General features: G+C 71.4%; 7 protein-coding genes. 4 read left to right on the forward strand and 3 right to left on the reverse strand.

Annotation, left to right across the window (positions count from 1 at the left end; translation table 11 throughout):
- The first annotated feature begins 2 nt into the window (after window positions 1-2).
- The 3 genes from QM621_RS11005 (at window position 3) to QM621_RS11015 (ending at window position 4,630) form a co-directional block, all read left to right on the forward strand.
- Complete coding sequence (locus QM621_RS11005; protein WP_414990427.1) at window positions 3-677, forward strand: response regulator; 675 nt, start codon at window positions 3-5, stop codon at window positions 675-677.
- Window position 678: 1 nt separating this feature from the next.
- Window positions 679-1,917: a winged helix-turn-helix domain-containing protein gene (locus QM621_RS11010; RefSeq protein WP_414990428.1), complete on the forward strand. Its 1,239-nt coding sequence runs from the start codon at window positions 679-681 to the stop codon at window positions 1,915-1,917.
- A gap of 133 nt (window positions 1,918-2,050) precedes the next feature.
- Window positions 2,051-4,630, forward strand: a complete 2,580-nt coding sequence (locus tag QM621_RS11015) for a LuxR C-terminal-related transcriptional regulator (protein WP_414990429.1) — start codon at window positions 2,051-2,053, stop codon at window positions 4,628-4,630.
- A 9-nt stretch (window positions 4,631-4,639) separates the two neighbouring features.
- Here QM621_RS11015 and QM621_RS11020 read toward each other — a convergent pair whose 3' ends face one another.
- The gene (locus QM621_RS11020; protein ID WP_414990430.1) at window positions 4,640-6,430 is read right to left on the reverse strand and encodes a DUF3556 domain-containing protein; all 1,791 of its coding nucleotides are present in this window, start codon (window positions 6,428-6,430) and stop codon (window positions 4,640-4,642) included.
- A gap of 116 nt (window positions 6,431-6,546) precedes the next feature.
- On the opposite strand from QM621_RS11020, the gene secA reads away from it, so the two are divergent.
- Complete coding sequence (gene secA / locus QM621_RS11025) at window positions 6,547-9,270, forward strand: preprotein translocase subunit SecA (RefSeq protein ID WP_414990433.1); 2,724 nt, start codon at window positions 6,547-6,549, stop codon at window positions 9,268-9,270.
- A gap of 132 nt (window positions 9,271-9,402) precedes the next feature.
- Here the strand turns inward: secA and QM621_RS11030 are convergent, their stop codons facing one another.
- Together QM621_RS11030 and QM621_RS11035 are read right to left on the reverse strand one after the other, a co-directional pair.
- A complete protein-coding gene (locus QM621_RS11030) occupies window positions 9,403-9,888 on the reverse strand; it encodes an Rv3235 family protein (protein ID WP_414990431.1) in 486 nt (161 codons plus the stop codon).
- Window positions 9,885-10,253 (reverse strand): LysM peptidoglycan-binding domain-containing protein (locus QM621_RS11035; protein WP_414990432.1); only part of this gene is annotated, 369 nt, incomplete at its 5' end. The genes QM621_RS11035 and QM621_RS11030, both read right to left, overlap by 4 nt.

Consider the following 10,253-nt stretch of genomic DNA (forward strand, 5'->3'; position numbering starts at 1 on the left):
GCGTGCCCGATCCCCGTCACCCCGGCGACCACGCGCGCGTCCGGGTGCTCCTGGTCGACGATCAGGAGCTCTTCCGGCGCGGCGTCAGCACGGTGCTGAGCGCCGACACCGATCTGGAGCTGGTCGAGGTCGCCGACGGCGACGAGGCGCTGCGGGCGGTCGCCGACCATCCGCCGGACGTCGCGCTCATCGACGTGCGCATGCCCGGTCGCAGCGGCGTCGAGGTGTGCGCCCAGGTCAAGGCCATCTCGCCGACCACCGGCATCATCATGCTCACCGCCAGCGACGACGAGTCCGACCTGTACGAGTCGATCCGGGGCGGCGCGTCGGGCTATCTGCTCAAGGACGGATCCACCTACGACCAGGTCGCCGAGGCCGTCCGCCTCGTCGCGGCCGGGCAGTCGCTCATCAGCCCCTCCATGGCGACGAAGCTGTTGGAGGAGTTCGTGCAGATGTCGCGCGGCCCCGTCCCGCAGGCCGCGTTGACCGCCCGCGAACTGCAGGTTTTGCGGCTCGTGGCGCGCAGCCTCAGCAACCGGGAGATCGCCGCGGAGCTGTTCATCAGCGAGAACACCGTCAAGAACCACATCCGCAACATCTTGGAGAAGCTGCAGCTCAAATCGCGTATGGAGGCCGCGATGTACGCGGTGCGCAGCAAGCTCATCGACGAGGAGTGACATGGCCGCCCTGACCGTCGCCCAGGCGCGGCGGATCGCGCTGGCGGCGCAGGGCTTCACCCGTCCGCGCGTCAACGCCGGCGGCGGCCGCGAGGTGACCGCCCGTCATCTCGCCGGGGTGGTGCGACGCCTCGGGCTGTTCCAGATCGACTCGGTCAACGTGCTCCAGCGGGCCCACTACCTGCCGGCCTACTCGCGGCTCGGCCCCTATGACACCGGCCTGTTGCACCGGGCCGCCGGATGGACCGGCGACCGCCGGGCGACCCGACGGCTGTTCGAGTACTGGGCGCACGAGGCGGCCCTCGTCGACCTGCGGCTGTGGCCGGCCCTGCGCTGGCGCATGGACGAGGGAAGCAAGCTCTGGTCCGGACCGCGCAAGGTCGCCGAGGAACAGCCCGGACTCGTCGCCCGGGTGCTGCGCGAGGTGGCCGAACGCGGCCCGCTCACCGCCCGCGACCTCGACGACGGCGCCGACCGCTCCCGCGACCGCTGGGGGTGGAACTGGTCGGACGGCAAGAAGGCGCTGGAATACCTGTTCGCCACCGGCCAGGTGACCGCCGCCGGGCGCAACGCCCGGTTCGAGCGCGTCTACGACCTGCCCGAGCGGGTCGTCCCGCCACCGTGGCACGACGCCCCCGCGCTCGACAAGGACGAGGCCCACGTCGAGCTGGTCCGCCACGCCTCCCGGGCTCTGGGTGTGGCGACCGTCCCCTGCCTGCGCGACTACTTCCGGCTCGCGGCCGCCCCCGCGCGGGCGGCGGTCGACGTCCTCGTGGCCGCGGGGGAGCTGGAGCCGGTCGCGGTCGAGGGCTGGGACCGGCCCGCCTACCTGCACGCCGAGGCGGTCCGACCGCGACGGGTGGACGCGCGGGCGCTGCTGAGCCCCTTCGACCCGCTGGTCTTCGAGCGGACCCGGACCGAGCGGCTGTTCGGCTTCCGGTACCGCATCGAGATCTACGTGCCGGCCGAGCGCCGGGTGCACGGCTACTACGTGCTGCCCTTCCTGCTCGGCGAGCGTCTCGTCGCGCGGGTCGACCTCAAGGCCGACCGCGCGGCCGGGGCGCTGCGGGTCGCCGCCGCCTTCGCCGAGCCCGACGCGCCCGGCGAGACGGCGGCCGAACTGGCCGCCGAGCTGCGGCTGACGGCCGCCTGGCTCGGACTACCCGACGTCGAGGTCGAGAATCGGGGAGATCTGGCCGGTCCGCTCGCCCAGGGCGTCCGGGCGGGGCGCGCCGGGTGAGGGCCGGGGCGGGACTCCGCTGAGATTCTTTCGGCCTCCGGGGGCGTTACCGCGTCATACCGCCGGGTCTGAGCCGTCTCACCCTGGCACGGCGGGTTCGGCGGGAACGACAGCGGGCGGGGAGGACGAAGCGATGGGAGACGGCTCATCGGCGGCGTGGGGGGTCGTCGACCGTCCACGCCTGTACCGGCTGCTGGACGTCCGCGTGCCGTCGATCTGCGTGGTCGAAGGCCCGAGCGGATGCGGCAAGACGACGCTGCTGCGCAGCTGGTTCGCCCGCGTCCCGCGCGACCACCCGTCGGTCTGGGTCACCGTCGACGACAACATCTCGACCCGGCACGCCTTCTGGCGGCAGGTCGCCGAGGGTGCCCGTCGCCTCTGCGGGCTCGGCGACGAGGCGGTGCGGGCGGCGCGCGGGCAGGTCGCGGCCTCGCCCGATCCGGTGGCCGCGGTGGTGCGCATGCTCGCCGGCGCCGGGTCGTTCACGCTCGTCCTCGACGCCTACGAGAAGCTGGGCGAGAACGCCCGCGCCGTCGACGACGACCTGATGCGCCTGGTTGCCGAGCTGCCCGAGGCGCGCGTCATGGTGGCCACCCGCGGCAACACGACGCTGTCGTCGGACGCAGTCCAGCTGCGCATGACCTCGCACGTCGTGCCGCTGCGCGAGATGGCGATGACCGTCGAGGAGGTCCACGAGCTGGTCGAGACCCACCTCGGCCGCGACGACCGGGCGTTGGCGACCTCGATCGCCGAGGCCACCCACGGTTACGCCCTCAGCGTGCGCGCGGCGCTGCTCGCGCTGTCGAAGATGGAGCAGCCCACGGTCGACTCCGTCGACTGGAAATCGATCGTCGCGGCCGACCTGGAGTCGCAGCTGCCCGACGGGGAGGCGGCGCGCTTCCTCGCCGCCACGGCGTCCGCGCCCTACGTCGACGCCGACCTCGCCCGTCGGCTCACCGGTCGCGGCGACGTCGAGGACATGCTCGACTCTCTGGAGCGTTCCGGCTTCGGCCAGTGGATCCCCCACGCCTCGGGGCGGCCGCTCTTCCGGTACGTCGAGTCGATCCGTGAGGCCTTCGGCCGTCAGGCGGCCGAGGACCCCGAGCGCGAGCGCGAGGCCGCCCGGGCGACCGCCGAGTGGCTGGTGGCCAACGAGGAGCACGACCTCGCGCTGGGCTACGCCGTCGACGGCGAGGCGTACTCGCTGGCGGAGCGGATCTTCCTGCATCTGCTCATGACCAACCCCGAGAGCTACCTCAGCGAGCGTTTCGTGGCCATCATGCGCCGGGTGCCCGAGCCCGAGTTCGACCGGCACCCGCTGCTGGCCTTCGCGCTGGGCGCCGCCATGGGCGGCAACCCGGTGCTGCGTGGCGAGGCGACGCGGTTCTTCGAACGCGTCGTGGCCGCCGAGGAGGCCTCCTTCCGGCTCGCCCCCGGCTTCGACCGGTTCGCTGCGGCCTCGCTGCGCGCGGTCTCCTTGCGGCTGGCGGCGCGTTTCCGGGAGTCGGCGCGGGCGAGCCTCGAGGCGGCGGCCCTGGTCGACGAGATCGGTCCGGCCGAGTTGGAGCAGCTCGGCGACTACGTCGCCACGGTGTTGCGACAGCTCAGCTTCTCGATCCTGCAGGACGGCTCCTTCGCCGAGGCGCTGGCGGTGATGACCCGGTCGGCGGCGCTCTGCGAGAGCCAGACCACCCGCAACTACTCGATCGCCTATGTGGCGGGCACGCACGTGTTCGTCGGCGACGCGGCGCGCGGCAAGGCCGCGCAGCAGACCGTCGACACGAGCGCCTGGCCCGAGGAGTTCCGGCAGTCCTATCTCAACGGGATGGGCCTGTTCGCCGAGGGCCTGATGCGATTGGACAACTTCGACTACGAGGGCGCGCTCGACGTGCTGCGCGAGTCGAGCAGCTATCAGCAGACCGCCGAGTTCTGGCCGCTGTTGACCTCGGTCGCCATGGGCGCGCGGCTCGGCCTGGGGCAGGCGCAGGCGGAGGCCGAGCGCATCGAGGTCGAGCTGAGCGCGGAGATCCCGCCGCCGGGCGTCGGCGACAACGTCCTCACCGAGCATGTGACGGCGTTGCTGTCGACGCTGTGGCTGAACGCGGGCGACGCCGACCGGGCGGTCGCGGTGCTGGGCGACCAGCCGGAGGGCAGCCCGCATCTGGCCTTCGCGCGCATCGCCGCGGCGCTCGCCACGACGACGCCGCGCGCGGCGCTGACGGTCGCCGCCGAGGCGTTGGAGCTGCCGGGCCACACGATCCGCAGCCGTGCGGCGACCCAGACGCTGGGGGCTGCTGCCGCGCTGCGCGCCGACGACCCCGACCTCGCCGCCGAGTGGCTGGCCGGCGCGGCGGTGACCAGCGACGCCTACGCGGCCCGCGCGCACTTGGCCTATCTGGCCGACTCCGACCATCGCGCGCTGCTGCGGCTGGCCAGCGAGCGCAACGCCTCCCGGTTGACGGCCTATCTGAGCCGACGGCTCCTCCAGCCCGGCCACCGCGAGTCACGCTCGATGGCGCTCTCGCCGCGTGAGAGGCAGGTGTTGCAGGCGCTCGCCGACTTCGGCACGACGCGCGAGATGGCCGCCGCGCTCTACGTCTCGCCGAACACGGTCAAGACCCAGCTGTCGGCGATCTACCGCAAGTTCGGCGTCACCTCGCGCGCCGCCGCGCTCAGCGTCGCCCGCGAGCTAGGCCTGCTCGACGGGGAGTGAGGCGAGTCCTCACAACTCCGGCCGGTGGTAGTCGGGGTGGCGCCACGCGACCTCGTGAGCGACCGGGCCGTCGGGCAGCCACGGCTGCTCGGCGACGCAGTCGGCCACCTTCCAGGTGCCCCGCTCGACCACGCCGACGGCGGCGTCGATGATCTTGTACTCCTGAGTCTTCTTGTGGATGGGCTGGGACTCCACCCACGCCACGACGAACTCGCCGGGCGCGAAGCGCAGCCGCCTCTGGATCGCCTCGATCAGCTGCTCGTCGTGCAGGTGGCCGTCGCCGAAGTTCCAGCCGACGACGAGGTTCGCGCCGAACTCGCCCTCGCGGATCACATAGCGTTCCATGTCGTCGCCGAACTCGCGTGAGAGGACCGAGAGCAGACCGCGGCCCTGGCTGTGCATCGAGCGCCAGGCGATGAACAGCTCGACGGTGAGGTCGGCGGCGTCCGGCTCGTAGCCGAGCCCCGCCAGCTGTTCGGTGTGCGTGCGGACCGGGATCGGCAGTTCGTTGAAGCGCTCCTCGACGCCGGGGGCCATCGCCCACACCGCCGAGGCCCAGTTGCCCGCGTACTGGCGCATCGACGGCAGGAAGGACACCAGGTCGGGGCGCAGGTTGCCCAGCACCGGCCAGAACAGCAGGGCGGCGAGGATCGCCGGCAGCAGCCACGGCCGGGAGACGTCGCCCAGCCCGTAGCCGTCGGCGTTCGGGTAGCCCAGGAACAGGAAGACCGCGAGATAGCCGAACAGGATGTTCCACTCCAGCGGCACCGCGAGCGGGAAGGTCGAGGTGATGAAGGCGTGGAAGGCGACCATCGAGAGCACGCCGAGCAGGGTGATCGTGGGATTCGCGCTGAACAGCAGGACCAGCGGCACCGCCATCTCGGCGAGCGTGCCGAGCACGTGCCCCATGAACCAGGCGAGCTTGGACGGGCGCAGGTCGTCCGGGAAGTCGCGGTAGTGCGCCCGACGGAGGAACCGTGGCGTCCACGGCGTGTTGGAGACCATCGGGGGGATCACGTTGAGGAAGTGCTCGCCGATCTTCGACACGGCCGCGCCCACCCACACGACGACGATGATCAGCTTCGCCGCGACGATCATGTCGGCGAAGCTCGTGAAGCTCAGCAGGCCGACCGAGAGCATCACCGGGACGTACTGCTCGCCGCGCGCGGCCAGGAAGACCACCTTGTCGCGCAGCCCGACGAGCACCAGGAAGGCGACCGGCATCAGCATCAGCACGGGGTTCACCGAGCCGCCGTGGACGTCGGCGGGGAAGTCGTCCATATGGTCGGGCGTCACGCCGGGCAGGGCGAGGGCCACGGCGAGGCTGACCAGCACCGCCGCGTAGAGCAGCGCGTCGACGACCGTGCGGGTGTCGCCCTTGGTCAGCGGGACGTGGTCGGGCCAGGCGGGGAGCCGGATCGTGCCGGGCCGCAGCCAGTAGCGGGCGCCGCCGTAGAAGGGCTTGAAGTGGCCGGTCAGCGGACCCCACGCGCCGCCGACGCCGATGACCTCCAGCAGTGCCACCCACAGCACGAGCTTCTGCCAGACGATCGGCTGGTCCCACCACTGGGCGACCTCCCACGGAGCGCCGACGCCCTCGGAGGTCGACGTCGCGAGGGACACGCCGCCGACGATCGACAGCACGACCACCTTGAGCACGTAGAGGACGTGCAGCGCCTTCGGGCTGCCGAAGCCGTTCTCGGCCCAGAACGTCGTCTCGATCTTGATCCGCTCGAAGAACGGCGTCTCGCGGAAATGCGCCGGGTCCAGGGGCGGCAGCGTGGGCTCGGTGAAAGGCATGACCGATAGCATAGGTCCAGGCTGTGACAGAGATCACGGCGACGGTGGTGCCGGCGGCCAGCCATCTGTTCGGCGCTTCGGCGACCGCCTAGACTCATCGAGTGCCGAAGAAGATCATCGACAAGATCCTGCGAGCCGGCGAGGGCAAGATCCTGCGCCAGCTGGAGGCCGTCGCGGTCCAGGTCAACGACCTCGCCGACGATTTCTCCTCCATGAGCGACGAGGAGCTGCGCGGCATGACCGCGGAGTTCCGCGAGCGCCTGGCCGACGGGGAGACGCTCGACGGGCTCATGCCCGAGGCCTTCGCCGTCGTCCGCGAGGCCGCCGACCGCGTGCTCGGCCAGCGCCACTTCGACGTGCAGATCCTCGGCGGCGCCGCGCTGCACCTGGGCAATATCGCCGAGATGAAGACCGGCGAGGGCAAGACGCTCGTCTCGACGCTCCCGGCCTACCTCAACGCGCTGGCCGGCGAGGGCGTGCACGTGGTCACCGTCAACGACTACCTCGCCAAGTACCACGCCGAGTGGATGGGCCGCGTGCATCGCTTCCTCGGCTTGAAGGTCGGCGTGATCCTGCCGGGCATGAACGCCGAGCAGCGCCGCGAGGCCTACGCCTGCGACATCACCTACGGCACCAACAACGAGATGGGCTTCGACTACCTGCGCGACAACATGGCGACCAACCTCGCCGCGTGCGTGCAGCGGGGCCACTTCTTCGCCGTCGTCGACGAGGTCGACTCGATCCTCATCGACGAGGCCCGCACCCCGCTGATCATCTCCGGCCCCACGCAGGAGCAGGTGCAGTGGTACGCCGAGTTCGCCAAGATCGTCGGCGGCATGAGCCCCGAGGTCCACTACGAGGTCGACGAGAAGAAGCGCACGATCAGCGTCACCGAGGCGGGCATCGACGTGGTCGAGAACGCGCTCGGCATCGACAACCTCTACGACTCGGTCAACACCCCGCTGATCAGCTTCCTCAACAACGCCGTCAAGGCGCGCGAGCTGTTCAAGCGCGACAAGGACTACGTCGTCATCGACGGCAACGTGCTGATCGTCGACGAGCACACCGGCCGAGTGCTCGACGGCCGCCGCTACAACGAGGGCCTGCACCAGGCGATCGAGGCCAAGGAGGGCGTGCGCATCCGCGAGGAGTACCAGACGCTCGCCTCGATCACGCTGCAGAACTACTTCCGCCTCTACGACAAGCTGTCGGGCATGACCGGCACGGCGCTGACCGAGGCCAGCGAGTTCGACAAGATCTACGGCCTCGGCGTCGTCCCGATCCGCACCAACCGGCCGGTGGCGCGCGAGGACCTGCCCGACCTCGTCTACCGCACCGAGGACGCCAAGTTCCACGCCGTCGTCGAGGACATCGTCGAGCGGCACCAGCACGGCCAGCCGGTGCTCGTCGGCACCACGAGCGTCGCCAAGAGCGAGCGGGTCAGCAAGGCGCTGAAGAAGCGCGGCGTGCCGCACGAGGTGTTGAACGCCAAGCAGCACGAGCGCGAGGCCGCCATCGTCGCGCTCGCCGGCCACAAGGGCGCGGTCACCGTCGCCACGAACATGGCCGGCCGCGGCACCGACATCATGCTCGGCGGCAACGTCGAGTTCCTGGCCGATGCCGAGTTGCGCAAGCAGGGCATGGACCCGGGCGACCCCGAGAGCGGCTACGAGGAGGCCTGGTCCGAGGCGGTGGCTCGGGCCGAGCGTCAGGTCGAGGCCGAGCGCGAGGAGGTCGTCGGGCTCGGCGGCCTCGCCGTGATCGGCACCGAGCGGCACGAGTCGCGCCGCATCGACAACCAGCTGCGCGGCCGCTCCGGACGTCAGGGCGACCCCGGCACCTCGCAGTTCTACCTGTCGCTCGAAGACGACCTGATGCGTCTGTTCAAGGCCGACTGGGTCGACTGGGTGCTGACCCGTCTCAACGTCCCCGACGACGTCCCGATCGAGAACAAGCGGGTCACCGGCGCCATCGCCTCGGCGCAGGCGCAGGTCGAGTCGCAGAACTTCGAGACCCGCAAGAACGTCCTCAAGTACGACGACGTGATGAGCCGTCAGCGCGAGGTGGTCTACGCCGAGCGCCGCAAGGTGCTCGAGGGCGAGGACCTGCGCGGCTGGGTCCGCGCGATGATCGAGCAGGTGGTCGCAGCCTATGTCGTCGGCGCGACCGAGGGCGCCTCCGACGACTGGGACCTCGACGCCCTGTGGACTGCGGTCGGCACGCTGTACCCGGTCGAGCTGACCGCCGACCAGGTGGTCGAGGAGGCCTGCGGGCGCGGCAAGCTCAGCCGCGAGAAGCTGACCGAGACGCTCGTCGCCGACGCGCTCGAGGCCTACGGCCGTCGCGAGGAAGAGCTGACCGAGCCGGTCGTCCGCGAGGCCGAGCGTCTGGTCGTGCTCAGCGTGCTCGACCGCAAGTGGCGCGAGCACCTCTACGAGATGGACTACCTGCGCGACGGCATCGGCCTGCGCGCCTACAGCCAGCGCGACCCGCTCGTGGAGTACCAGCGCGAGGGCTACGACATGTTCCAGACGATGATGGAGGCGGTGCAGGAGGAGGCCGTCGGCTACCTCTTCAACGTCGAGGTCAACGTCAAGGCGCCCGAGGAGGAGGCCGCCGCGCCGCAGGTGTCGGCCCGCGGCGTCGAGGCCGAGCCGACGCAGCAGAAGCTGGCCTACACCGCCCCCACCGAGGACGGCGGCGAGGAGGTGCGCACCGAGGAGTCGGGCAAGAGCGCGCCGACCGCCGAGGAGATGGCCCGCCGCCAGCAGAACAAGGCCAAGAACAAGGCCCGCCAGAAGGCCAAGCAGCAGAAGAAGAGCCGCAAGAGCAACCGCTGACCTCGTCCCCCTGGGGCGGTGAGTTAGCCACCTTTAGGCACACGTCGGTGAGCTGTCCACCCTATGAGGACTCATAGGGTGGACAGCTCACCCACCACCACCGAAAGGTGGACAACTCACCGCCTGAGGGGGTCAGGCCCACTCCAGGGCGGTGCAGACCCAGCGGCGTCGGTCGCGGGGGAGGTCGCGGAGTTCCAGGCGGATCGCGAGGGCGCGCGAGCGGCCGCGGTGGACCATGCGCCCGGCGATCTCGGCGATCGTCGGGGAGATCATCGAGACGTGCACCGAGGCGATGCGGGCGCGGCCGCGCCCCTGTGGCTGCCGGTGGGCCGGGCGACGGCTGCCGATGGCGATGCGCCGCTCCAGCACGCGGTAGACGTCGGGGGCCAGCCAGCCCGACAGCTGACGCGCCGACCGCTCTCCGGCGAGCGTCTCGACGAGGGCCTGGAGGAAACGCGAGGCGCCCTCGCGCAGCGGCTGCTCCGGCTGGGGGCCGCGCTCGAAGGGCACCGGCAGCAGGGTGACCGGCCGTTGCGGCAACGGGAGCGGGATCTGGTCGACGCACTCCTCGTCGACCGTGAACATCGGGACCGCCGCCAGCGCGGTCGCCGACCTCACGACAGCTCCTCGGCGGTCGGAGCGGTCAGCGTCTGACCGGGATGGATCGCGTTGGGATCGGCGCCGATCACCGCGCGATTGGCCTGATGCCACGCGGCGGTCAGCCGGGCGACCTCGGCGTCGTCGGCTCCGGCCGGAGCGTGGTCGCGGGCGATGAGCCAGAGGCAGTCGCCGGGACGCACGGTGACGGTCGCCGCGTCCGTCGGGGCTGGCGAGGCCTGTGGAGGCGAGGGGGCCGGGGCCGCCTGGGTCGCGGGCCGGTCGGGCAGCGGCAGGCCGTCGAGCCCCTGGGGGTTGGCCTGCGCTGCCCCGCCGGCGAGGACGGCCCCGGTGGTGAGCGCCGCGACCAGCCAGGCGGGCGCGAG

Source organism: Aeromicrobium sp. (assembly GCF_047606445.1).
Lineage (GTDB): Bacteria > Actinomycetota > Actinomycetes > Propionibacteriales > Nocardioidaceae > Aeromicrobium.